General features: G+C 70.1%; 21 protein-coding genes. 11 read left to right on the plus strand and 10 right to left on the minus strand.

Annotation, left to right across the window (positions count from 1 at the left end; all coding sequences use genetic code 11):
* Window positions 1-237: 237 nt before the first annotated feature.
* Window positions 238-492 (minus strand): hypothetical protein, encoded by a 255-nt coding sequence (locus tag EJ357_RS23585; RefSeq protein ID WP_126393550.1) that lies wholly within the window; start codon window positions 490-492, stop codon window positions 238-240.
* A 667-nt stretch (window positions 493-1,159) separates the two neighbouring features.
* Between EJ357_RS23585 and EJ357_RS23590 the strand changes: the two genes are divergently transcribed.
* The 3 genes from EJ357_RS23590 (at window position 1,160) to EJ357_RS23600 (ending at window position 3,248) form a co-directional block, all read left to right on the plus strand.
* Window positions 1,160-1,363 carry a hypothetical protein gene (locus tag EJ357_RS23590; protein ID WP_126393551.1) on the plus strand — a complete coding sequence of 68 codons (204 nt, stop codon included), beginning with the start codon at window positions 1,160-1,162 and terminating at the stop codon, window positions 1,361-1,363.
* 528 nt (window positions 1,364-1,891) lie between these two features.
* Entirely contained in the window at window positions 1,892-2,431 is a 540-nt protein-coding gene (locus EJ357_RS23595) for a PadR family transcriptional regulator (protein ID WP_126393552.1), read from the plus strand.
* Between the two features lie 274 nt (window positions 2,432-2,705).
* Entirely contained in the window at window positions 2,706-3,248 is a 543-nt protein-coding gene (locus tag EJ357_RS23600; RefSeq protein WP_126393553.1) for a bacterial proteasome activator family protein, read from the plus strand.
* A 98-nt stretch (window positions 3,249-3,346) separates the two neighbouring features.
* On the opposite strand, the gene EJ357_RS23605 is transcribed toward EJ357_RS23600, so the two are convergent.
* Window positions 3,347-5,095, minus strand: coding sequence for a protein kinase domain-containing protein (locus tag EJ357_RS23605; protein ID WP_126393554.1), 1,749 nt, complete (start codon window positions 5,093-5,095; stop codon window positions 3,347-3,349).
* Between the two features lie 352 nt (window positions 5,096-5,447).
* On the opposite strand from EJ357_RS23605, the gene EJ357_RS23610 reads away from it, so the two are divergent.
* From EJ357_RS23610 to EJ357_RS23625, 4 genes are all read left to right on the plus strand, one after another.
* Window positions 5,448-7,013: a protein kinase domain-containing protein gene (locus EJ357_RS23610; protein WP_126393555.1), complete on the plus strand. Its 1,566-nt coding sequence runs from the start codon at window positions 5,448-5,450 to the stop codon at window positions 7,011-7,013.
* 545 nt (window positions 7,014-7,558) lie between these two features.
* Window positions 7,559-8,737 (plus strand): pyruvate dehydrogenase (acetyl-transferring) E1 component subunit alpha, encoded by a 1,179-nt coding sequence (gene pdhA, locus EJ357_RS23615; RefSeq protein WP_126393556.1) that lies wholly within the window; start codon window positions 7,559-7,561, stop codon window positions 8,735-8,737.
* Between the two features lies 1 nt (window position 8,738).
* Window positions 8,739-9,728 carry an alpha-ketoacid dehydrogenase subunit beta gene (locus EJ357_RS23620; protein WP_126393557.1) on the plus strand — a complete coding sequence of 330 codons (990 nt, stop codon included), beginning with the start codon at window positions 8,739-8,741 and terminating at the stop codon, window positions 9,726-9,728.
* A gap of 10 nt (window positions 9,729-9,738) precedes the next feature.
* A complete protein-coding gene (locus EJ357_RS23625) occupies window positions 9,739-11,172 on the plus strand; it encodes a dihydrolipoamide acetyltransferase family protein (protein WP_126393558.1) in 1,434 nt (477 codons plus the stop codon).
* A gap of 85 nt (window positions 11,173-11,257) precedes the next feature.
* Here EJ357_RS23625 and EJ357_RS23630 read toward each other — a convergent pair whose 3' ends face one another.
* Window positions 11,258-12,157 (minus strand): D-alanyl-D-alanine carboxypeptidase family protein, encoded by a 900-nt coding sequence (locus tag EJ357_RS23630; protein ID WP_228473141.1) that lies wholly within the window; start codon window positions 12,155-12,157, stop codon window positions 11,258-11,260.
* 231 nt (window positions 12,158-12,388) lie between these two features.
* Between EJ357_RS23630 and EJ357_RS23635 the strand changes: the two genes are divergently transcribed.
* Window positions 12,389-13,051, plus strand: coding sequence for a GntR family transcriptional regulator (locus EJ357_RS23635; RefSeq protein WP_126393559.1), 663 nt, complete (start codon window positions 12,389-12,391; stop codon window positions 13,049-13,051).
* Complete coding sequence (locus EJ357_RS23640; protein WP_126393560.1) at window positions 13,048-14,343, plus strand: MFS transporter; 1,296 nt, start codon at window positions 13,048-13,050, stop codon at window positions 14,341-14,343. The genes EJ357_RS23635 and EJ357_RS23640 overlap by 4 nt, the downstream gene beginning before the upstream one ends.
* Before the next feature lie 31 nt (window positions 14,344-14,374).
* On the opposite strand, the gene EJ357_RS23645 is transcribed toward EJ357_RS23640, so the two are convergent.
* Entirely contained in the window at window positions 14,375-15,148 is a 774-nt protein-coding gene (locus EJ357_RS23645) for an SAM-dependent methyltransferase (protein WP_126393561.1), read from the minus strand.
* Window positions 15,149-15,375: 227 nt separating this feature from the next.
* Window positions 15,376-16,200 (minus strand): maleylpyruvate isomerase family mycothiol-dependent enzyme, encoded by an 825-nt coding sequence (locus EJ357_RS23655; RefSeq protein WP_126393563.1) that lies wholly within the window; start codon window positions 16,198-16,200, stop codon window positions 15,376-15,378.
* Window positions 16,201-16,402: 202 nt separating this feature from the next.
* Here EJ357_RS23655 and EJ357_RS23660 point away from each other — a divergent pair, with 202 nt between their 5' ends.
* Window positions 16,403-17,200 carry a carbon-nitrogen family hydrolase gene (locus EJ357_RS23660; RefSeq protein ID WP_126393564.1) on the plus strand — a complete coding sequence of 266 codons (798 nt, stop codon included), beginning with the start codon at window positions 16,403-16,405 and terminating at the stop codon, window positions 17,198-17,200.
* 65 nt (window positions 17,201-17,265) lie between these two features.
* Here EJ357_RS23660 and EJ357_RS23665 read toward each other — a convergent pair whose 3' ends face one another.
* From EJ357_RS23665 to EJ357_RS23685, 5 genes are all read right to left on the minus strand, one after another.
* A complete protein-coding gene (locus EJ357_RS23665; protein ID WP_126393565.1) occupies window positions 17,266-17,763 on the minus strand; it encodes an LURP-one-related/scramblase family protein in 498 nt (165 codons plus the stop codon).
* Window positions 17,764-17,847: 84 nt separating this feature from the next.
* A complete protein-coding gene (locus EJ357_RS23670) occupies window positions 17,848-18,099 on the minus strand; it encodes a DUF6458 family protein (RefSeq protein WP_126393566.1) in 252 nt (83 codons plus the stop codon).
* Window positions 18,100-18,173: 74 nt separating this feature from the next.
* Window positions 18,174-19,472 carry a M18 family aminopeptidase gene (locus EJ357_RS23675; RefSeq protein ID WP_126393567.1) on the minus strand — a complete coding sequence of 433 codons (1,299 nt, stop codon included), beginning with the start codon at window positions 19,470-19,472 and terminating at the stop codon, window positions 18,174-18,176.
* Window positions 19,473-19,585: 113 nt separating this feature from the next.
* Window positions 19,586-21,412, minus strand: coding sequence for an acyl-CoA dehydrogenase (locus EJ357_RS23680; RefSeq protein ID WP_126393568.1), 1,827 nt, complete (start codon window positions 21,410-21,412; stop codon window positions 19,586-19,588).
* A gap of 129 nt (window positions 21,413-21,541) precedes the next feature.
* A complete protein-coding gene (locus EJ357_RS23685; RefSeq protein ID WP_126393569.1) occupies window positions 21,542-22,393 on the minus strand; it encodes an intradiol ring-cleavage dioxygenase in 852 nt (283 codons plus the stop codon).
* A gap of 181 nt (window positions 22,394-22,574) precedes the next feature.
* On the opposite strand from EJ357_RS23685, the gene EJ357_RS23690 reads away from it, so the two are divergent.
* Window positions 22,575-23,057 carry an SseB family protein gene (locus tag EJ357_RS23690; protein ID WP_126393570.1) on the plus strand — a complete coding sequence of 161 codons (483 nt, stop codon included), beginning with the start codon at window positions 22,575-22,577 and terminating at the stop codon, window positions 23,055-23,057.
* The last annotated feature ends 12 nt before the right edge of the window (window positions 23,058-23,069 follow it).

Genomic DNA, 23,069 nt, shown 5'->3' on the forward strand with positions numbered 1-23,069 from the left:
CGGTCGGCTGGGGTGAGCGGCTTCCGGGGCCAGGGGTGGTGAAGGCGGCTGTGTGTAGGGCCGACCCGGGCGGGGCGACGGGGTCGGTTACGAGCATCCGTTGGGCGCCGGTGGCGGAGGGGGGCGTCGCCGGGCATGGGCCGGCCTCTGCGCACCGGCAGGAGCGCCGCCGCCCGGGGCGGCCCGAGCACCGTTTCCCGCGGCCGGCCGGCCTGCCTCGGAAGGCACCCGACCCTGTTAGCCGCGTCGTAGCCGGAGGCCTACGAAGGCGAGGCCCAGACCGAGCCCGATGAGCACCAGCCCGCTGCCGAGGGGCAAAATCTGCATCACGGGCTCGGAGGGGCCCTCGGCATGCGCCACAGGCTGCCGTACGGCGTCTGTCGGCGGGGCGGAGGGCTCCGCGGAGGCGTCCCGGGCGGGGTCATCGGCGGCACCCGCGCTCTCGCGCGCACTCCCGCCGTCGTCCTCGCCCTCCGCCTCCGGCGACGTCACGCCGTCGGCGTCCTCGTCGTCGCCTTCGTCACCGACGCCGCCGTCCGGCTTCTCCCGCGCCGCCTCCTCGTCCTCCAGCGGCCCCTTCTCCCGCCCGGGCCGCTGCCGCCCCTCACCCGCCCGGCTCCCGGCCCGGGACGGTCCGTCGGAGGGCGCGGGAGGGGAGCTGACGGGCCCGTGAGCGGGCGAGGCGGACGACCCCCTCGACTCGCCGGAATTCCTGGAGCCTCCGGAACCCTTGGACTCTCCGGGGCCTGTGGACGCCTTTGACTCCCCGGACCCCGTCGTCTCTTCGGATCCCCCGGTCTCCCCGGGTCCCCTGGACGCCTTGGACTCTCCGGACTCCCGGGGCTCCCTGGATTCCCCTGGCTCCTTGGGCTCCCGGGGCTGCGTGGATTCCGTGGACCTTCCCGGCGTGGCCGAGGGGGCCGAGGCGGCCGCGGACTCATCCGCAGGGCTGGCGGAGGGCCGGGATTCGGCTGCGGATCCGGGGGACTCATCAGAGGAACGATCCGAGGAATCCTCTGAGGAGGGGCCGGACGCTGGACCGGAGGAGCGGGCGGACGTAGGACCGGAGGAGGGGGCGGAGGGAGGGCCCGAGGACCCACCGGAGGAACGGTCCGACAAATCCCTGGAGGAGTCCCGCAAGACATCCGTGGGCGACCCCGTGGCCGCGGAGAGAGCCCAGGACGCCTCTGTGGAGCCGGAGGAGTCCCCGACCGCACCGGCACCACTCGGCCCGGCATGGCCGTACGACACCCCGGCGCCCCACAGCCCCATGACCGCCCCCACCATCAGCGCGACCAACACGCTCCCCGCACGCATGGCGACCAGAGCCCGGGGCGCCGGCTGGGCCTGCACCGTCGACTGAGCCTGGAGCGCCGATTGATCCTGGACCACGGACCGATTCCGGACCACGGACCTATCCCGCACCGCCGATCGATCCCAGATCGGCGACCGATCCTCCACCACCGCCTGATCCCGGACCACCGCCTGATCCCGCACCGCCAACCGCCCCCGCACCACAGACCGCCGCACCACAGACCGCCGCATCAAAGACCACCCCCACCCCGCCCGCAGCACCGACGCCCTTCCCACCCCCACCCCGATCCCGCCCACCCCGCACCTCAGCGAGCCAAGGGCAAGCCGCCGGAACCCTCCGCCCTGTCCGCCCTGTCCGCCCGGCACGACCGCGCTCACGGCCGCGGGGACGAACCCGCCCGCGGCCGTCGACATCCGTCGACGCAAGGCGCGCGGGCCGCCGGAGGCAGCTCGCGGCCGTACCCGTCGATTTCTCACCACGGCCAGCCATGGAGTCATGGGAACAAGCCTCACAGCACCCAACACACCCGGCATTCCGGACTCCGCCACCCGACCGAATCCGGCGCACAATCCGGGTATGTCGATACGACACGGGCTGCTGGCGCTCCTGGAACCCGGCGCCCGCTACGGCTCGCGGCTGCGCACCGAATTCCAGGCGCGTACGGGCGGAACCTGGCCGCTGGACATCGGCCAGGTCTATACGACCCTCGGCCGGCTGGAGCGGGACGGCCTGGTCGCCCAGGACGGCGTGGACGAGGCGGGGCGGGTGCTGTACGCGCTGACGGAGGCGGGCCGCGCCGAACTGCGGGCCTGGTTCATCCGACCAGTGGAGCGGGCCAGCCCGCCCCGCGACGAGCTGGCGATCAAGCTGGTGATGGCGGTCGGGGCGGCCGGCGTCGACGTACGCGAAGTCGTGGGGGCCCAGCGCAGACATGTGGCCGAGGCCCTGCACGGCTATGTACGGCAGCGGGCCGAGGCGCTGGCGCGGGCGCACGAGCACCCCGACGAGATGGCCCGGCTGCTGGTCCTGGAGCAGCTCGTCTTCCACACCGAGGCCGAGAGCCGCTGGCTCGACATCTGCGAGACACGTCTCCTGCGGCTCACCCAGGCCCCCTAGGCCGCTAGGCCCCTGGGCCGCCTATACCCCCAGGCCTCTTGGCTTGCTATGCACCAGGCCTCCCAGGCACCTCAGGCCCTTCAGGCCAGGCAGACCCCGGCCCAGGCCAGTACCCCCGACCCAGCAGACCCCAGACCTGGCAGACCCAAGACCAACAGCCCGAAAGCCCCCGCAGCCGCAAGGAGTGACGAAAAGTCCCGCAACGTAAACGGTGGATCTCTCCCCAGCGGGGGCACCACGATGATGAGCTGTACGGGTGCGAGAGAATGGCGGCATGGAGATGCCGAGGAACGAAAGGCCGTCCGAGAGCCCCCAGATCCTGGTCGTGGGCCAGGACGGGATGGCGCTCACCGGCGGCAACGGAGACGAGGACTCCCGCGAGATCCCGGTGACGGAGCAGGTCGAGCAGCCGGCGAAGGTCATGCGCATCGGCAGCATGATCAAGCAGCTGCTCGAAGAGGTGCGCGTTGCTCCGCTGGACGAGGCGAGCCGGGTCCGGCTGAAGGAGATCCACGCCAGTTCGGTGAAGGAACTGGAGGACGGCCTGGCCCCGGAGCTGGTCGAGGAGCTGGAGCGGCTCTCTCTGCCGTTCACGGACGAGGCGACCCCGAGCGACGCGGAACTGCGCATCGCGCAGGCCCAGTTGGTCGGCTGGCTGGAGGGCCTCTTCCACGGCATCCAGACCACGCTCTTCGCCCAGCAGATGGCGGCCCGCGCCCAGTTGGAACAGATGCGTCGCGCTCTCCCGCCGGGCGTCGGCGGCCACGAGGACGGCGAACAGCGCCCGGGCGGCCGATCGGGCGGGCCGTACCTGTAACAACCACCCCCCAGACAGGAGAAGGGCCCGGCAGCCGATGCTGCCGGGCCCTTTCACTCACGACGCCGGCTCACGACGTCACCGTCACCTCACGGACGTCATGACCTCCGCGGATACCCCGTCGAGACCTCGATCGTGAACACCGGCGGGTTGTCCGGGTCGAACTCCTTGTAGGACTTGGGCGTCTGCGCCATGACGGTGTTGTGGCCGAACAGGTTCTCGTTCACGTCGACCGTCTTGTAGTCCCAACCCGCGGCGTCGAGGCACTTCTTGACCGACGGCCAGGACTTGAACAGGAAGCTCGGCGCCCGCACGTTGCCACTGCTGTCGTACGTCTTCAGCGGGTCGGTGCACGCGGTCGTCTCGACCGTGTTCGTGGCGTCGCCTTCCCGGTAGTCCGACAGCGATCCCGCCGTGCTCGACCCCGAGGCGGTCGCGGTCGGGGTGCTGTAGGTGTAGTCGCTCGTCGGCAGGCTGTACGGATCGTCGTCGTCCGAACCGCCGTCGTTCAGCGTCGTCGCCAGGATCAGACTGACCACTGCCACGACGGACACGACGATCGACACGATGATCGTCGACCGGTTGTTCCGGCCACCGCCCGGAGCGGGCCGCTGCTGGGGCGAGATGTTGTACGGCGGCGGAATCGGGGCGCCAGGGGGCGGGACCGGTCCGCCGGGCGGCGGGGTCGACAGGCCCGGCTGCGGGGAGTACGCCGCCGGCGGGGGCGTCCGGGGCCCGGGCTGCTGCGGATAGCCGTACGACGGAGAAGGCATCGACGGCGGCGGGGTGCTGTACGGGTTCGGCGCCGGGGTCTGCTGGTACGGCGTCTGGACGGGGCCGCCCGGCGGGGGTGTTTGGACGGGGCCACCCGGCGGCGGTGTCTGGACGACCGGCGGGAACACCGCGGCGCCCACGCCCTGACCGCTCTGCGTCTGCGCTCCCGGCACGATGCTCGGCGGGGTGGCCTGGACGGACGCGGCCACGCGCAGGCTCTCCTCGCGCATGGACTCGGCACTCGGGAAGCGTTCGTTCGGGTTCTTCTTCAGCGCGCGGGCGACCAGCGCGTCCACGGCCGGCGGCAGGGCGCGGTTGATCGAGGACGGAGCCACCGGCTCCTCCTGCACATGCGCGTACGCGATCGCCAGCGGCGAGTCCGCGTCGAACGGCAGCCGCCCGGTGACCAGTTGGAACAGCATGATGCCGACCGAGTACAGGTCGGAGCGGGCGTCCACGGCCCGGCCCAGCGCCTGCTCCGGCGAGAGGTACTGCGGGGTGCCGACCACCATGCCGGTCTGTGTCATCGACGTCACACCGGACTGCATGGCGCGCGCGATGCCGAAGTCCATCACCTTGACGACGCCGCGCTTGTTCACCATCACGTTGCCCGGCTTGATGTCCCGGTGGACCAGCCCCATCTCGTGGCTGATCTCCAGCGCCGCGAGCACATCCGCGATGATCTTCAGCGCCTTGTCGGCGGGCACCGCGCCGAACTGCCGTATGTCCTCGTCGAACACCGAGCTGAGCGGCCGGCCCTCGATGTACTCCATGACGATGTACGGCGTCGTCATGCCGTCGACGGTGTCCTCGCCGGTGTCGAAGACCGAGACGATGTTGGTGTGCGTGAGCTTCGCCACTGCCTGGGCCTCGCGGCGGAAGCGCTCGCGGAACGCCTGCTCGCGGCCGAGCTCGGTGTGCAGCGTCTTGACCGCCACCTGCCGGTCGAGCACGGTGTCGTACGCGAGGTGCACGGAGGCCATGCCGCCCTGGCCGAGCAGGTCGCGCAGTTGATAGCGGCCGCCGGCCAGCGCCCGCCCCGCGTACTCGCCCTGTGCGCCGTCCTGGCTCATGTTCTGCTTCCCCCGTAGCCTCTTGGGCGCCTGCGATTGGCGTGGATCGGGTGATCCGAGTGATCCAATGTGCTATTCCCGGCCAAGTCTGCCCCAAGGCACTGACAGGTCAAGCGAGGTGCCCGTTCCGTGACCGTACGCGAAAGAAGAGCCGCGCAAGCGTTACAGGGGCAGTACGGCCGGTACACAGAATTTGCACGAGGAGGCGGGGTGCCGGTTTGATGGCCGGTCCGTCTCCTTCCGGTTTGGGGCGACCGTCTCGGACCGACGGCTTGCGCGGAGGCTGTAGCGTGGCCGACGGAGACCGTAACAACACCGCGCGCACCGCGGGCAGAAACGACGGCGAGGACTGATGGCACAGCAGCAGCGCGCTCAGGGCCCGTCCGACCCCGAGGCGGCTGGCGGCGGTATGTCAGATGCGCCGGAGATGTGGGGTAACGGCGGACTTGTCGGGGACGGCCGTTACAGGCTGACCCGCAGACTCGGCCGGGGCGGCATGGCCGAGGTGTTCGCCGCCGAGGACGTACGTCTGGGCCGCACCGTGGCGGTCAAGCTGCTGCGCTCCGATCTCGCCGAGGACCCGGTCTCCAAGGCCCGCTTCACGCGCGAGGCCCAGTCGGTGGCCGGCCTCAACCACCACGCGATCGTCGCCGTGTACGACTCCGGCGAGGACTTCGTGAACGGCCATGCCGTGCCGTACATCGTGATGGAGATCGTCGAGGGGCGGACGATCCGGGACCTGCTGATCAACGCCGAGGCACCCGGCCCCGAGCAGGCCCTGATCATCGTCTCCGGCGTCCTGGAGGCGCTCGCCTACTCGCACCAGCACGGCATCGTGCACCGCGACATCAAGCCGGCCAACGTCATCATCACGCACAACGGCGCCGTGAAGGTGATGGACTTCGGCATCGCCCGCGCGCTGCACGGCGCGCAGTCGACGATGACGCAGACCGGCATGGTCATGGGCACCCCGCAGTACCTCTCGCCCGAGCAGGCGCTCGGCAAGGCCGTCGACCACCGCTCCGACCTGTACGCGACCGGCTGCCTCCTCTACGAACTCCTCGCGCTGCGCCCGCCGTTCACCGGTGAGACCCCGCTGTCGGTGGTCTACCAGCACGTCCAGGACATCCCGACCCCGCCGTCCGAGGTCTCCGACGCCACGCCGCCGGAGCTCGACGGCCTGGTCATGCGCTCGCTCGCCAAGGAGCCGGACGACCGGTTCCAGACGGCCGAGGAGATGCGCGGTCTCGTCCAGTACGGCCTGCAGATGCTGTACGACCAGGGCGGCCACACCGGCACCTGGAACACCGGCCCGGTGGCGATGCACGAGGGCCGGCACACCCCGTCGGCGGGCTTCGCGAACACGACCGTCATGGGGCACCCCCACGACTCCGGCTCCGGTACGACGCAGATCCCGCAGCCGATCCTGCCCAACAGGTACGGGGGCGGCGACGACGGCGGCTTCGAGGGGCACGGCAACAAGGGCGGCGGCCGCGGCAAGCTGTGGATCCTCGCCGTCCTCGCGGTGATCGCCATCGCGGCGGGTGTCGCGCTGGCGCTGAACAACAGCGGCGGTGGCGGCGGGGGCAGCGACACCACGCCGACGCCGACGACCTCGCAGACGACGGACGAGAACAAGGACAGCGAGACGCCGAGCGACGAGCCGACCGAGGAGCCGACCGACACGGTCACGGACGACGGCACCGGCACGGGCACCGACCCGACCTACGAGCCGACCGAGGACCCCTCGTACTCGCCGACCGAGGACCCCACGTTCGAGCCGACGGAGGACCCGACCACCGCGGAGCCGACCGAGGAGCCGACCGAGGAGCCCACGGAGGAGCCGACCGAGGAGCCGACGGAGGAGCCGACCGAGGAGCCCACGCTGCCGACGGGCGGCGCCGGAGGCGGTGCCTGACCGGCCCCTGGGCACGGTTCGACGAGAGACACATCCCACGCGCGCGTGCGGCCCGGAATCGGGCTCCACGCGCGCGTGCCGTTTGGGCGTGCCGTTCGGCGTGTCGTTTCGCGTGTCGTTTTCGCGTGTCGTTTTTCGGGCCGCACGCGCGCGTGGCCGGATCGTTCTGTGGGCATACCCTGACTTATCCGCCTCTGCGTATGAGATCAGCGTCACACGACTTCAGTGACCTCGCCCTCGACGACTCTTCCCGTGACCTGGGTCACCGATATAACGTGCCGTTGTTCCGGCCCCCTGCAAGGCTGTGACCAGGACTTGTTCCCGACTTTCGCGATTTACTTGGAAATCCAAGCAAAATCGCAGGTCAGGAGGGGTTTCACAGAAATGTGGAGCACTGGGTAACGTGCCTGTTGCAGGGCGCTCGCCGGGGCACCTGTCACGCCTGTCCCCACCGAGCCGCACCCCACCCCGTGCGTCCGAGGGCCGCAGGTGAGCCGCACTGGCACCCGGCGAACCCGGGTAGCCGGACCGACGGAGGAGCACACGTGACCGTGGAGAGCACTGCCGCGCGGAAACCGCGACGCAGCGCCGGTACCAAGAGCACGGCCGGCAAGAGCACGACCGCAAGGAAACCGGCGAGCAAGGACCCCGAGCTCGTCCAGCTGCTGACGCCCGAGGGCAAGCGCGTCAAGAACGCCGAGTACGACAAGTACGTCGCCGGCATCACCCCCGAAGAGCTCCGCGGTCTCTACCGCGACATGGTGCTCACCCGCCGCTTCGACGCCGAGGCCACCTCCCTGCAGCGCCAGGGCGAGCTGGGCCTGTGGGCGTCGCTGCTCGGCCAGGAGGCCGCCCAGATCGGCTCCGGCCGGGCCACCCGCGAGGACGACTACGTCTTCCCGACCTACCGCGAGCACGGCGTGGCCTGGTGCCGCGGGGTCGACCCGACCAACCTGCTGGGCATGTTCCGCGGCGTGAACAACGGCGGCTGGGACCCGAACAGCAACAACTTCCAGCTCTACACGATCGTCATCGGCTCCCAGACGCTGCACGCCACCGGCTACGCGATGGGCATCGCCAAGGACGGCGCCGACAGCGCGGTGATCGCGTACTTCGGTGACGGCGCCTCCAGCCAGGGCGACGTCGCGGAATCGTTCACCTTCTCCGCGGTCTACAACGCCCCCGTGGTGTTCTTCTGCCAGAACAACCAGTGGGCGATCTCCGAGCCGACCGAGAAGCAGACCCGCGTGCCGCTCTACCAGCGCGCACAGGGCTTCGGCTTCCCCGGCGTCCGCGTGGACGGCAACGACGTCCTGGCCTGCCTGGCCGTGACGAAGTGGGCGCTGGAGCGCGCCCGTGCCGGTGAGGGACCGACGCTGGTCGAGGCGTACACGTACCGCATGGGCGCCCACACCACCTCCGACGACCCCACCCGCTACCGGGGTGACGAGGAGCGCCTGGCCTGGGAGGCGAAGGACCCGATCCTGCGCCTTCGCCGCTACCTCGAGGCTTCAAACCACGCGGACGAGGGATTCTTCGCGGAACTGGAGACCGAGAGCGAGGCGTTGGGCAAACGAGTGCGCGAGGCGGTCCGTGCCATGCCGGACCCGGACCACTTCGCCATCTTCGAGAACGCGTACGCGGACGGGCATGCGCTCGTCGACGAGGAGCGCGCCCAGTTCGCCGCCTACCAGGCGTCGTTCGCGGACGTAGAGGGGGCCTGACATGGCAGCGGAGACAATCAAGAACGTGGCTTTGGCCAAGGCGATCAACGAGTCGCTGCGGCGCGCCCTGGACTCCGACCCCAAGGTCCTCATCATGGGCGAGGACGTCGGCAAGCTCGGCGGCGTCTTCCGTGTGACGGACGGACTGCAGAAGGACTTCGGCGAGAGCCGGGTCATCGACACCCCGCTGGCCGAGTCGGGCATCGTGGGCACGGCGATCGGCCTCGCCCTGCGCGGCTACCGCCCGGTGGTGGAGATCCAGTTCGACGGCTTCGTCTTCCCGGCGTACGACCAGATCGTCACGCAGCTCGCGAAGATGCACGCGCGCTCGCTGGGCAAGGTCAAGCTGCCGGTCGTCGTCCGGATCCCCTACGGCGGCGGCATCGGCGCGGTCGAGCACCACTCCGAGTCGCCGGAGGCGCTCTTCGCGCACGTGGCGGGCCTGAAGATCGTGTCGCCGTCCAACGCGTCGGACGCCTACTGGATGATGCAGCAGGCCATCCAGAGCGACGACCCGGTGATCTTCTTCGAGCCCAAGCGCCGCTACTGGGACAAGGGCGAGGTCAACACCGAGGCGATCCCCGGCCCGCTGCACAAGGCGAAGGTCGTCCGTGAGGGCACGGACCTCACCCTGGCCGCGTACGGCCCGATGGTGAAGCTCTGCCAGGAGGTCGCCGCCGCGGCCGCCGAGGAGGGCAGGAACCTGGAGGTCCTGGACCTGCGCTCGGTGTCCCCGCTGGACTTCGACTCGATCCAGGCGTCGGTGGAGAAGACCCGCCGCCTGGTGGTGGTCCACGAGGCCCCGGTGTTCTTCGGCTCGGGCGCGGAGATCGCCGCCCGGATCACGGAGCGCTGCTTCTACCACCTGGAGGCCCCGGTGCTGCGGGTGGGCGGATACCACGCCCCGTATCCGCCGGCCCGCCTGGAGGAGGAGTACCTGCCGGGCCTGGACCGGGTGCTCGACGCCGTCGACCGTGCCCTGGCGTACTGAGGAGAGGGTCGTGACGACGATGACTGAAGCGACCGTGCGTGAGTTCAAGATGCCCGACGTGGGCGAGGGACTCACCGAGGCCGAGATCCTCAAGTGGTACGTCCAGCCCGGTGACACGGTCACCGACGGCCAGGTGGTGTGCGAGGTCGAGACGGCCAAGGCGGCCGTGGAACTGCCCATCCCGTACGACGGGGTGGTCCGCGAGCTGCACTTCCCCGAGGGCACGACGGTGGACGTCGGTACGGCGATCATCGCGGTGGATCTCGGAGGCGGGACTGCGGCTGCCGCTCCGGCGCCGGCCGCGGAGCCGCAGGCCGCGACGGAAGCCGCGACGGAGGCCGTGAAGGAGGAGCCCAAGGCGGCCGGCTCGGGCCGCCAGCCGGTGCTGGTCGGCTACGGCGTGGCCGCGTCCTCGACGAAGCGCCGCCCGCGCAAGGGGGCCGAGGTCCCGCACCAGGAGCCCGTGGCGGCGGCGCAGGCACTGCAGTCCGAGCTGAACGGGCATGGTTCCGCCCCGGCGGCGCAGTCGGCCCGCCCGCTGGCGAAGCCGCCGGTGCGCAAGCTGGCCAAGGACCTGGGCGTCGACCTGGCCACGGTGACGCCCACCGGCCCCGACGGCATCATCACGCGCGAGGACGTGCACGCGGCGGTGGCCCCGCCGGCCCCGGCCGCCGAGCCGGTGCCGCAGGCAGCCCCGGTCGCCGCTCCCGCCGCCCCGGCGCCGCTGGTCACCTTCGACACGGCGCGCGAGACCCGTATCCCGGTCAAGGGCGTCCGCAAGGCGACCGCCGCGGCGATGGTCGGCTCGGCGTTCACGGCCCCGCATGTCACGGAGTTCGTGACGGTGGACGTGACGCGCACGATGAAGCTGGTCGAGGAGCTCAAGGAGGACAAGGAGTTCGCGGGCCTGCGCGTGAACCCCCTGTTGCTGATCTCCAAGGCCCTGCTGGTCGCGATCAAGCGCAACCCGGAGGTCAACGCGTCCTGGGACGAGGCGGCCCAGGAGATCGTGCAGAAGCACTACGTCAACCTGGGCATCGCCGCGGCGACCCCGCGCGGCCTGATCGTCCCGAACATCAAGGACGCCCAGGCCAAGACGCTCCCGCAACTGGCCGAGGCGCTCGGTGAGTTGGTGTCGACGGCACGGGAGGGCAAGACCACCCCGGCCGCTATGCAGGGCGGCACGGTCACCATCACCAATGTCGGCGTCTTCGGCGTCGACACCGGGACCCCGATCCTCAACCCCGGCGAGTCCGCGATCCTCGCGGTCGGCGCGATCAAGCTCCAGCCGTGGGTCCACAAGGGCAAGGTGAAGCCGCGCCAGGTCACGACGCTGGCGCTCAGCTTCGACCACCGCCTGGTGGACGGCGAGCTGGGCTCCAAGGTGCTGGCCGACGTGGCGGCGATCCTGGAGCAGCCGAAGCGGCTGATCACCTGGGCGTGAGGCACCGGTAAGGCGTGAGGCACCGGTAAACGAAGGGGGGCGGCCACTGGCGAGTGGCCGCCCCCCTGTTCGCTGCTCGTGGACGCTAGCTGATCCGGGCGTAGCCGTAGTTGATCAGCTTCTTCACGTCCGCCGTGCGGTTGTCCGCGGAGGACGACGTGAGGACGGTGCCCATCACCGACTCGCCGTTGAGCGTGGCGGCGAAGATGAGGCAGTACTTGGCCTCGGTGCCGGAGCCGGTCTTGATGCCGAGCGTGCCGTTCCAGCCGAGCAGGGTGTTGGTGTTGTTCCACGTCGCCATGGTGCGGATGGCGCCGGTCTTCGTGATCGTCTTGGCGGTGTACGCCTTGGTCTTCACGACGGTCTTGAAGGTGGTGCTCTTCATCGCGCTGCGGGCGAGCTTCGTCAGGTCGCGCGGCGTCGAGTAGTTGGAGCCGTTGCTTATGCCGTCGAACGAATCGAAGTGCGTGTTCGTCATGCCAAGGTTCTTGGCCGTCGTGTTCATCTTGCCGATGAACGACTTCACGCGCGCGCTCACGCTCGTGCCGGTGCCGAACTTGTCGGCGAGGGCCATCGCGGCGTCACAGCCGGACGGCAGCATCATCCCGTACAGCAGCTGACGGACGGTGACCTTGTCGCCGACGATCAGCCGGGCGGACGAAGCGCCCTTGGAGACGATGTAGTCGCTGACTTCCTTGCGGATGGTGACCTTCGTGTCGAGGTTCAGGTTCGACTGCGAGAGCACGACCTTCGCGGTCATGACCTTGGTGGTGGAGGCGGTGAGCCTCTTCGTGTCGGCGGCCTTGGTGAACAGGGTCGTGCCGGTGGCGCTGTTCATCAGGAACCCGCCCTTGGCGGTGATGGTGGGCGCCGTCACTGCCTGCGCGGGTGCCGCGGTGAGGGCTCCGGTGGCGAGCATCGCGCCGGTCGTCACGGCGACGGCTGCGGCTCTGCGGACACGGAAGCCCTTGGTGGCGGTTATCAACTGAAATACCCCGATTACGTCGAATGCCCCTGAGTGCGGCCAAGTTGGAGGGGAAGACAGGCGGGCCGCACATGTGTGACACGTAAGTAGCACAGATGGTTGTGCGTCCGGTGAGGCGGGTTGTCCTCAGGGGGCATTTGACAGCCGATTGGCAGGTGGGGCGGGCGGGGGCGCGCGTCCGCATGATGGACCGGAACCCCGATGCGTACGTGTTGTATCTATGCTGTGTGCATGCCTACCGCCCCGCCCGCCCCCCTGAAGCAGCCCCCCGCCGCCGACCGCGTCTACAACCACGTCAAGCAGGGCGTCCTGGAGCGCCGTTACGAGGGCGGGACGCTGCTCACCGAGGGCGAGCTCGCCGAGGCCGTCGGGGTCTCGCGCACGCCGGTGCGCGAAGCGCTGCTGCGGCTGGAGGTCGAGGGGCTGATCAAGCTCTACCCGAAGAAGGGCGCGCTGGTCCTGCCGGTCTCCGCGCAGGAGATCAAGGACGTCGTGGAGACGCGGCTCCTGGTCGAGGAGCACGCGGCGCGCAAGGCCGTCCCCGCCCCGCCCGGCCTCATCGCCCGGCTCGAGGAGCTGCTCGCCCAGCAGAAGGCGCAGGCCGCCGCCGGTGACCTCGCCGGAGCCGCCGTCACCGACCGGTGCTTCCACGCCGAGATCGTCCGCAGCGGCGGCAACGAGATCCTCTCGCGGCTCTACGACCAACTGCGCGACCGGCAACTGCGCATGGGCGTGGCCGTCCTGCACTCCCACCCCGACCGGATCGCCAAGACCCTTCTCGAGCACGAGGAGATCCTTCAGGCGCTGCGCTCCGGGGACGCCGAGGCGGCCGTCGGGCTGGTCCACCGGCACATCGACTGGTTCTCGCACCTCGCGCGGGGTGAGGAGCGTTGAAGCCCGCCGCACTCCCCGGCGATCCTCCGGGCGGCCGCCGTGCCGTCGCCGTCTGGGGCATAGGCGTCTCGGTCTACTTCGTCGCCGTCATCTTCCGTACGTCCCTGGGTGTCGCCGGTCTCGATGCCGCGGACCGCTTCGACGTGAACGCCTCGGCCCTGTCGACGTTCTCGATCCTCCAGCTGCTCGTGTACGCGGGCATGCAGATACCCGTCGGCCTGCTGGTCGACCGGCTCGGCACCAAGAAGGTGCTGACCCTGGGCGTGGTGCTGTTCACGGCGGGCCAGCTGGGCTTCGCCCTCTCGCCGACGTACGGCACGGCCCTCGCCTCGCGCGCGCTGCTCGGCTGCGGCGACGCGATGACGTTCATCAGCGTGCTGCGGCTCGGCACCCGGTGGTTCCCGGCCCGGCGCGGTCCGCTGATCGCGCAGCTCGCGGGACTGGCCGGCATGGCGGGCAACCTCGTCTCCACGCTGGTGCTGGCGCGGCTGCTGCACGGGGTGGGCTGGACGGCGGCGTTCGCGGGCAGCGCGGGGGCCGGTGTCGTCGTACTCGTGCTGATGCTGCTGTTCCTCAAGGACCACCCCGAGGGGCACGAGCCGGAGCCGCTGCCGCACCTGGGCGTGGCCTACGTACGACGCCAGATCGCCGCGTCCTGGCGGGAGCCGGGCACCCGGCTGGGGCTTTGGGTGCACTTCACGACGCAGTTCCCGGCGATGGTGTTCCTGCTGCTGTGGGGGCTGCCGTTCCTGGTGGAGGCGCAGGGGCTGTCCCGGGCGACGGCCGGTGAACTGCTCACCCTCGTCGTCCTGTCGAACATGGCGGTGGGTCTGGTCTACGGCCAGGTCGTCGCCCGGCACCACGAGGCCCGGCTGCCGCTGGCGCTCGGGACCGTCGGGGCGACGGCGGTGCTGTGGGGGACGACACTGGCCTGGCCCGGTGAGACGGCGCCGATGTGGCTGCTGATCGTGCTGTGCACGGTGCTCGGGGCGTGCGGGCCGGCCTCGATGATCGGGTTCGACTTCGCCCGGCCGGCGAATCCGCCGGAGCGGCAGGGGACGGCGTCCGGGATCACCAACATGGGCGGTTTCGTCGCCTCGATGACGACGTTGTTCGCGATCGGTGTGCTGCTGGACGCGACGGGCGGCGACTACGCCGTCGCCTTCTCGGTGGTGTTCGTTCTGCAGGCGCTGGGGGTCGGTCAGATCCTGCGGCTGCGGAAGCGGGCGGCGCGCAGGGAGCGGGAACGGCTGGTTGCCAGCCGGGTGGAGACGGTGCACGTTCCCGCGTGAGTCGGTGTGCGGTTCGTACGGTTCGTACGGTTCACCGGGCCGGGACGAGTGTGAGGAACGCGAGTCCCAGTACGCCGCGGTAGCTCATCCACTGGGCGCGATGGCGGTCGAGGCGCTCGCGTGTCTCGGCCGCGAGCGGGTGGTCGGGGTGCTGGGCCAGCCATATCTCGGTGTCCGCCTGGTACGCCGACTCGAACTCCTCCCACTCGTCGAGGCTTGCCGTCTCGGTCCACTCCGGGCGGAAGCCGGCGGCGACCGCGAGGTCGAGCAGGGTGGCGAGGTCGAAGTGGTCCGTGGCGGCGGCTCCCGGCCACATGCCGGAGAGTTCGGCGGGGGTCGGGGGGCGCTGCCAGAAGCCCTCGCCGAGCAGGACACGGCCGTTGTCGGTGACCAGGCGGCGTAGTTCGCGCAGGGCCTCGGTGGTGTGGTCCGGGGGTGGGGCCGTGCTCAGGGCCTGGCTCGCTCCTATGCACAGGACCAGGTCGGCGGGGCCGCGGGAGGTGCCGATGGTGGACTCCTCGACGAATTCGGCCCTGTGCGTCAGTCCTCTGGCCTCGGCGTTGCGGCGGCCGCGGGCGAGGTCCTGGGGGCTGATGTCGAGGCCGATGCCTTTTGCCTCCGGGGCGGCGGTCAGGATGCGGAGCATCAACTCGCCCCAGCCGGAGCCGATGTCGAGGACCGTGGTGGGGTTCGTGCGGGTGAGGCGGTGGACGAGGGTGTTCGCCCGGGTCTCGGACAGTGGGCTGTGGAAGGTGAGGCGGGTCAGGCGTGGGGGGTGGCCGGTGGTGGTGTCGATGTTGGTCATGGCGGGACGGTAGCCATGGGCCGGGGGTGGGGGACAGACGATTTCTCGCCCCCGCCGCCCCTACCCGTCCCGTCCCTGGGGGCTGCCGCCCCCAGACCCCCGCTTCGGCCCGAAGGGCCTCGTCCTCAAACGCCGGACGGGCTGAAAGGCCGGGACCGGCCTCGAAACGCCGGGCGACTGAGATATGCCGTCCGATGCTGCGTTGACCGTCCGTGCCCCTGCGGCGCCTACGGCGTCACCGTGAAGTTGCGCAGGATCGCTGTCGTCAGGCCCGGGTCGCCCTCCGCCTTCACCCGGTCCGCGACCGCTTCCGGTGTGACGCGGCCGCAGGCGAGGCGGACGTAGGTTTCCCAGTCGAGGGTGAGGGTGGCGGCGGGGCCGAGGGCGGGGGCCGTTTCGAGGGTGCCGCGGCCCTGGATGTCGATGCGGATCGTGCGGAGGAACTCGATCGGGCCGTGGACGTCGAGGACGATGGCCGAACTGCGCGGGGCGTCGGCCTTGGTGGCGACGATCTCGGGCAGCTTGCCGAGCAGGACGTCGCGGGCGACGTGGGCGCCGGGGGAGTCGAGGTTGCCGGGGCGGCCGAGGGCGGCGCGCAGGTCCTGTTCGTGCACCCAGACGTCGAAGGCATGGCCTCGCATCGACTCTTCGAGAGTGAGTTCGGCGCCGAGCGGGCCGCGCACCTTCGTGCCGGGGTCGCGGGACTCGTTCCGCAGCTGGCGGTTGCGGCGGATGACCGTGTACTCCAGCTCGGACGTCATCTCCGGCGCCGTGTGGTGGCGGCGGACGTCGACCTGCATCTCCGTGTAGCGCTGCTGGTCGTTGGTGACGTGGAACAGGTCGCGCGGGAGCGTGTGGATGGGGCGCGGGTCGCCGAGCATCTCGCAGTCGAGGCCGATGACATGGGAGACCACGTCCCGCACCGACCAGCCGGGGCACGGCGTCCGCCGGTTCCACTCGCCCTCCACAAGGGGCGTCACCAGTTCGGATATCGCTTCGATCGAGTGGGTCCAGGCGTCGGCGTAGGGCTGGAGGGTGGGATGCAGACTCACGGAACGGGACCCCTCGGCGGTTGGTACGTCAATACGCGGGCAGGTGGTGGCGGCGTTGCCAGTGGGAGGCGGCAGCTGTCGGCGGGTGTCTTGGAACGCTAAGTTACGCTGCTGTGAGGCACCCCGGCAGTGCTTTCGTGTGACGATCGTAGGCCCGTGTGGAAGCCCGTGTGGACCGCTCGAATGCCAGGACGGTGGTAGTGTGCGCGCCTCTCTGCTCCAGATCGACGTAAATGAGGGCGAATCGATTGATTCGCGTCGGCTGAGAGTTGCCTCGCTCGTGCGGGAACAGGCCGGGGCGGCCGATCTTGTCGTCCTGCCCGAGCTGTGGACCACCGGGGCGTTCGCCTACGAGGGGTTCTCCAGCGAGGCCGAGCCGCTCGAAGGGCCCACGTACGAGGCGATGGCGAAGGCAGCGAGCGACGCGGGCGTGTGGCTGCACGCCGGCTCGATCCCCGAGCGGGACCCCGACGGGCCGCTCTACAACACCTCGCTCGTCTTCTCCCCGTCCGGTGATCTGGTCGCCGCGTACCGCAAGATCCATCGGTTCGGCTTCGACAAGGGCGAGGCCGTGCTGATGGGGGCGGGCGAGGAACTGGTGACGGTCCGGCTGCCCGAGACCACTCTGGGCGTGGCCACCTGTTACGACCTCCGTTTCCCCGAACTCTTCCGCGGCCTCGTCGACGCCGGCGCCGAGACCCTGGTCCTTCCGGCGGGCTGGCCGGAGCGCCGCCGGGCGCACTGGACGCTGCTGGCTCAGGCGCGGGCGGTGGAGAACCAGGCGTTCGTGCTCGCCTGTGGAACGGCCGGGACGCACGCGGGAGTTCCGCAGGCCGGTCACTCGATCGTGGTCGATCCGTGGGGCGAGGTGCTGGCGGAGGCCGGTGCGGGGGAGCAGGTCCTCACGGTGGAGTTCGACCCGGCGAAGGTGGCGACGACCAGGGAGCAGTTCCCGGCGCTGAAGGACCGGATGCTGGGGCTGCCGGCCCCGCGCCGCTGACGGCGGGCCACCTTCCGAGAGGCCGCCCTCCGAGGGGGATCCCCTCAGCCCTCCCCGCGCTCCTTTCAGTCCTCCCCGCGCTCCTTCTCCGCGAGGTGGATCACACACACCGCCACCGCGATCAGCAGCGCCGGATCCGCGTCGTCCCGTACGACGTCCACGCCGTACGTCTCCCGGACGTGCAGCCACCGGCGGGAGACCACGGCCAGGAGCTCACCGTCGTACTCGACGGCGAACTCCCGGTCGAGGATCTTGCCGCTGACGTCGAGTTCCGTGCTGCCGTCCGCCAGGGACACCCGGTAGTGGTTGCGCAGCAGGGACAGCCGTTTGCGGCGGATCTTCGCGAGCGGTGCGCCGTCCCGCTCGATCACCATCGTGTCGCGCAGGGCGAGCATCTTCTGGCGGATGTCGATGAGAACGCGTCCCTGGGTGTCCTTCAGCTCGAAGGTGTCCCGCAGGCGCATCGCCTTGCCGTCGACGAGGAACACCCTGTTGCCCCGGTCGTCCTCGATCCAGTAGTCGTCACCGAAGCCGAGGAGCCGGTCGCGTACGAGGAATCTCATGACACGAGGGGTTCCCCGCCGCGCGATCCGAAACGCCGTCTGTAGGCCGACGGGCCGATCCCGGCCCAGCGCACCGGCGCGTTCTCAGGTGCCGTACCCGTCGCTGTACCCGTCCCGCCTGTGATGGTGCCCCTCGTCGTCGACGACCGGCGTCGCGGGTGGCACGACCACGCGCCGGCGCCTGGCGATGCTGCTGAACGTGGTGGTGCCGATGAGCCCCACGATCATCAGGATGATCCCGACCAGGTCGAGATTGACCCCGTCCATCTCCCAGTCGGTCGCGAAGGTGAGGATGGCTCCCGCGGCGATGAGGATGATGCACCCGCCGAGGCCCATGAGTTGTCGCCTCCCTGTCCGGTCCGGTGGTTCCGGTGGTTCCGGTCGGGGGCGGGTACCCGGTCCCCTCGGAACTACCCCTCCAGGAACGCCACCAGCGAGTTGGCCAGCAGCCACGGGTCGTCCGCGCCGCACAACTCCCGCGCGCTGTGCATCGACAGGATCGCCACGCCGATGTCGACGGTCTTGATGCCGTGCCGGGCCGCGGTGATCGGGCCGATGGTGGTCCCGCAGGGCATGGCGTTGTTGGAGACGAAGGACTGAAAGGGGACGTCCGCCCTCTCGCAGGCGGCCGCCCACACCGCGCGGCCCGAACCGTCGGTCGCGTAGCGGTTGTTGACGTTGACCTTGAGGATCGGCCCGCCGTTGACGCGCGGGTGGTGCGTCGGGTCGTGGCGCTCCGCGTAGTTGGGGTGGACCGCGTGGCCCGTGTCGGAGGAGAGACAGACGGTGCCCGCGAAGGCACGTGCCTTGTCCTCGTACGATCCTCCGCGCGCGAACACCGAACGCTCCAGGACGCCGCCCAGCAGCGGCCCGTCGGCACCGGTGTCGCTCTGCGAGCCGTTCTCCTCGTGGTCGAAGGCGGCCAGCACGGGGATGGAGGGCAGGGCCGCACCCGAGGTCGCCGCCGCGGTCAGCGCGGCCACGCCCGAGTGCACCGAGAGCAGGTTGTCCATGCGTGGCCCCGCGACCAGCTCCTTGTCCCGGCCCAGGTAGGCCGGCGGCTCCACGGAGTGGACCATCAGGTCCCAGCCGGCGACCTCGCCCGCGGCGAGCCCGGCCGTCTCCTCCAGGAAGGCGATGAGGTCGCCGTCGCGCACGTCGTTGCCGAGGCCCCAGATGGGCTGCAGGTGCCGCTGCTTGTCGAGCTTGAGCCCCTCCGCCGACACCGAGCGGTCCAGGTGGATGGCGAGCTGGGGGACGCGCAGCAGCGGGCGGTCCACGTTCACCAGCCGCGACGAGCCGTCCCGCAGGGTCAGCCGGCCCGCCAGGCCCAGGTCGCGGTCGAGCCAGGAGTTGAGCAGCGGTCCGCCGTAGATCTCCACGGCGACCTGCCGCCAGCCGTGCGCCCCGCTGTCGGGCAGCGGCTTGACGCGCAGGTTGGGCGAGTCCGTGTGCGCGCCCACGATCCGGAACGGCGTGTGGGGCGCCGCACCCTCGGGGACGTACCAGGCCACGATCGCGCCACCGCGCAGCACGTACTTGCCGCCGCTCGTCCCGTCCCAGGCGTCCGTCTCGGCGACCTGCCTGAATCCGGCCTTCTCCAGCCGCTCGGCGGTGTTCGCCACGGCGTGGTACGGCGACGGGCTCGCCGCCAGGAAGGACATGAGGTCGTCGGTGTGGCCGCGGTCGAAGCGGGGGGGTTCGCTCATGGGGTTCACCTTAACGACGTACGAGGGCCCGCTCCCGGTGAAGGGGAGCGGGCCCTCGTGAGGGCGATGTGGATTGTCCGTGAGTGACCGGAAGGATTGGCCGGATCGCGTGCTTAGAAGGCCGCCTCGTCCAGCTCCATCAGGTCCAGGTCGACACCCTCGGCGAGCTTGCGCGCGCCGGTGACGCCGGGCAGGACGTTGGCCGCGAAGAACTTCGCCGCCGCGATCTTGCCGGTGTAGAAGGCCTTGTCCTTGGCGGACGCCGTCTGGAGCTTCTCGGCCGCGACCGCGGCACCCTTGAGCAGCAGGTAGCCGACGACGACGTCACCGGAGGCCAGCAGCAGGCGGGTGGTGTTGAGGCCGACCTTGTAGATGTTCTTGACGTCCTGCTCGGTGGCCGCGAGGTCGGTCAGCATCAGACCGACGATCGCCTCCAGCTCGACGGCGGCCTTCGCGAGGTACTCGCGGGCGCCGGCCAGCTCCTCGCCGCCCTCACCGAGCGCCAGGAACTTCTTGATGTCCTCGGCGAGCGAGTTCAGCGCGGCACCCTGGTTGCGGACGATCTTCCGGAAGAAGTAGTCCTGGCCCTGGATCGCCGTGGTGCCCTCGTAGAGGGTGTCGATCTTGGCGTCGCGGATGTACTGCTCGATCGGGTACTCCTGCAGGAAGCCGGAGCCGCCGAAGGTCTGCAGCGACTGGGCGAGCTGCTCGTAGCCCTTCTCGGAGCCGTAGCCCTTGACGATCGGCAGGAGCAGGTCGTTCAGCGCGTGCTCGGCCTTGGCGTCCTCGCCCGCGGCCTCCTTGACGGCGATCGCGTCCTGGATGGAGGCGGTGTACAGCACCAGCGCGCGCATGCCCTCCGCGTACGCCTTCTGCGTCATGAGCGAGCGGCGCACGTCGGGGTGGTGGGTGATGGTGACCTTGGGCGCGCTCTTGTCCATGAAGTTCGCCAGGTCCTGGCCCTGGACGCGCTCCTTGGCGTACTCCAGCGCGTTCAGGTAGCCCGTCGACAGCGTGGAGATCGCCTTCGTGCCGACCATCATGCGGGCGAACTCGATGATGCGGAACATCTGCCGGATGCCGTCGTGCTTGTCGCCGATCAGCCAGCCCTTGGCGGGGTGCTGGTCGCCGAAGGTCATCTCGCAGGTGTTGGAGGCCTTCAGGCCCATCTTGTGCTCGACGTTCGTGGCGTAGACGCCGTTGCGCTCGCCCAGCTCGCCGGTCTCGAAGTCGAAGAGGTACTTCGGGACGAGGAAGAGGGACAGGCCCTTGGTGCCGGGGCCGGCACCCTCGGGACGGGCGAGCACGTAGTGAAGGATGTTCTCCTCCATGTCGTGCTCACCGGAGGTGATGAAGCGCTTCACGCCCTCGATGTGCCAGGAGCCGTCCTCCTGCTGGATCGCCTTGGTGCGACCGGCGCCCACGTCCGAACCGGCGTCCGGCTCGGTCAGCACCATCGTCGAGCCCCAGGTCTTCTCGACCGCGATCTGGGCGATCTTCTTCTGGACGTCGTTGCCCTCGTCGTAGAGGATGCCGGCGAACGCCGGGCCGGAGGAGTACATCCACACGGCCGGGTTCGAGCCGAGGATCAGCTCCGCGTACGACCAGATCAGGGACGGCGGAGCCGTCGTGCCGCCGATCCCCTCGGGGAGACCGAGCCGCCAGTACTCGGAGTCCATGAAGGCCTTGTAGCTCTTCTTGAAGGACGCGGGGACCGGCGCGGTGTTGGTCTCCGGGTCGAAGACCGGCGGGTTGCGGTCGGCGTCCGCGAAGGACTCGGCCAGCTCGTTCTCCGCGAGCCGGGTGAGCTCCTCGAGGATGCTCTTCGCGGTCTCGACGTCCATCTCCTCGAAGGGACCCGTGCCGTACAGCTTGTCGCGGCCGAGTACTTCGAACAGGTTGAACTCGATGTCGCGGAGATTCGACTTGTAGTGCCCCATGGTGACGACTCCGTTAAGGGATCGGCGAGGCACTTGGATCCTCGCGCTAGTTCACGTACCAACAAGTAGCTACGATGATGCTACCCGCGAGTAATAAGACGCAACCCCGATCCGGTCATCTGTGACAGGTCACACCGGAACCGTCAGTGTGGCGGTGTATCCCTTCTCGACACTCCCCTCCAGGGTCGCCAGCTGCTGGTCGTAACTGTCGCTGAAGATGTTGTCCGTCTCCAGGGAGAGCTGAGCGAGGTTCGTCACGCTCTGGGTGTAGCCGTCCGTCGCGTACACCGTGTCGCAGACGTCCTTCGGCAGGGCGAGCTGGGAGGTGTTCGTGATCGAGGTCGCCGCCGTGGCGTCGTCCAGGCTTCCGTAGACCTCGAAGTGGATGTGCGGCCAGCGGCCCGTGTAGCAGGCCGGGAAGATGCTCTTGAAGGTGACCTGGCCCTTGTCGTCGGTCTCCTGGACGCCGCGCAGGTAGTTCTCGTCGGTGGCGCCCTCGGAGTACAGGGAGTACAGGCCCTCCCGGTCGCAGTGCCAGAGGTAGACGGCCGCGCCCTTCTTCGGGGTCCCGCAGCCGGAGGCGGCGTCCACGACCGTCAGCGTGACGGTGAGGGGCACGCCCTCGGCGGTGCCGCCCGCGGAGTCGCCGAAGCTCTTGGTGATGTCGCTGCGCACGACACCGCTCTCCTTCAGCACGTTCACGCCGTTCGAGCCGTCGCCCGGGTAGGGCCCGGCGGTCTCGTTCGGGATGGTCGCGCACTCGGCGGACGAGGAGGAGCCGCCGGAGGAGCCGCTGGAGGAAGCGGCCGAGGACGACGACGAGGCGGACGCCGGGGTGTCCTCGTCCGCGCCGCAGCCCACCAGCGGGACCAGGCTCGCCCCCGCCATCAGCCGGATCATGCGGCGGCGGGCGAGGACGGGAAGGTCGTAGGAGAGGCCTCTGTCGTGCTCGTGGTCCTCGTCGTCGTGGTGTCGGTGCATGGCTGTCCCCTTGCTGGTGCGGTGCCCCTTTCGGGCACATCTCGCGATACACCAGGACGCTAGGAGCGGCGGCTGTGCGAAACCAGCGCATGGGCTGTCGACGCGCTGTCAAGTCGCTGTCGGTTTGCCAGGACCCCCGTACCCGTCCGCTCTCCCGGCCGCTCTCGGTACGCTTGCGCCCATGTATGGATACGGCCAGCCCATGGACGGCGGCGCCGCTCAGCAGGGCTACGTCCCGCCGCAGCAGCCCATGTCCGGCGGCGTCGGCGGTTACGGCCAGCAGCCACCGCTCTACCCCGAGCCGTCCCCGCCCTCGCTCGCGGACGCGGTGCGCGCCTTCACCACCGGGCAGATGTCCGCCGAGGACTTCCAGCAGGTCTTCGCGACGTCGAAGGTCTACTGCCCGCGCGGCGACAACCCGGGTTTCCTCGCCCTGCACAACACCCAGCAGCCGGTGATCCCGATGTTCACCTCGCTCAAGGAGCTGCGGCGGTACGCGGGCAAGGAGTCCAAGTACTTCGTCATCACCGGCGCCGAGGTGATCGACCTGCTGCCGACCGGGTACGGCTTCGTCCTGGACATGGAGGGCGAGCACCGCATGGTCTTCGACGCGAAGGCCGTGGAGCAGATGGTCGAGTTCGCGATGCGGCGGATGTACGGCTAGACCGGCCACCGC

Origin of the sequence: Streptomyces cyaneochromogenes, from assembly GCF_003963535.1 — a bacterium.
Taxonomy (GTDB): Bacteria; Actinomycetota; Actinomycetes; order Streptomycetales; family Streptomycetaceae; genus Streptomyces; species Streptomyces shaanxiensis.